Genomic DNA, 435 nt, shown 5'->3' with positions numbered 1-435 from the left:
ACCAACAGCCCCCACACCGCCAGAATGCCGTGCGAGAACACATTCAGCACCCGGCCACCGGCATCACCACCGCCCTTACCGCCACCGGACCCGGCGACGGTGGGCGGAGCGGCGGGTGGCGGCTCGGCGTCTTCCTTGCCGACGTCCGGCAGCCCCACGGGGCGCCCCGGTGGTAGCCCGGTCACAGTGCGTCTCCCCACATCACATCGGCGCCGGTCAGCCGCGCGTTAACGGCATGTGCGGCGTTGCTCCCGCTGTCAGTGCTCCGAGTGCTGCCGGTGCTCCGGGCGCTCCGGGTCACCATGGCGTTGTCGGTGAAGTCATGGCGTGGCATCAGAACTCCAGCCTTTCCCGGCGGCCGAGCCGCATCACGATCATCGCGAACAGCATCGTGACGATCAGCAACGCGACACCCAGCGCGGTCGCGTAACCCGC

At 69.4% G+C, this 435-nt stretch carries 1 protein-coding gene and 2 pseudogenes; all 3 read right to left on the bottom strand.

Annotated features, from left to right (window positions below):
* A pseudogene (locus AC5P1B_RS35850) lies at positions 1-185 on the bottom strand (hypothetical protein); the annotation flags it as partial.
* Positions 182-334: a hypothetical protein gene (locus AC5P1B_RS35845; RefSeq protein WP_493892222.1), complete on the bottom strand. Its 153-nt coding sequence runs from the start codon at positions 332-334 to the stop codon at positions 182-184. The gene AC5P1B_RS35845 and the pseudogene AC5P1B_RS35850, both read right to left, overlap by 4 nt.
* Positions 334-435, bottom strand: a pseudogene (locus AC5P1B_RS35840) (sugar ABC transporter permease); the annotation flags it as partial. The gene AC5P1B_RS35845 and the pseudogene AC5P1B_RS35840, both read right to left, overlap by 1 nt.

This window comes from Streptomyces sp. A01 (assembly GCF_059026195.1).
The sequence above is the reverse complement of the archived record's forward strand: the minus strand, read 5'-3'. Positions and strand labels throughout refer to the sequence as shown.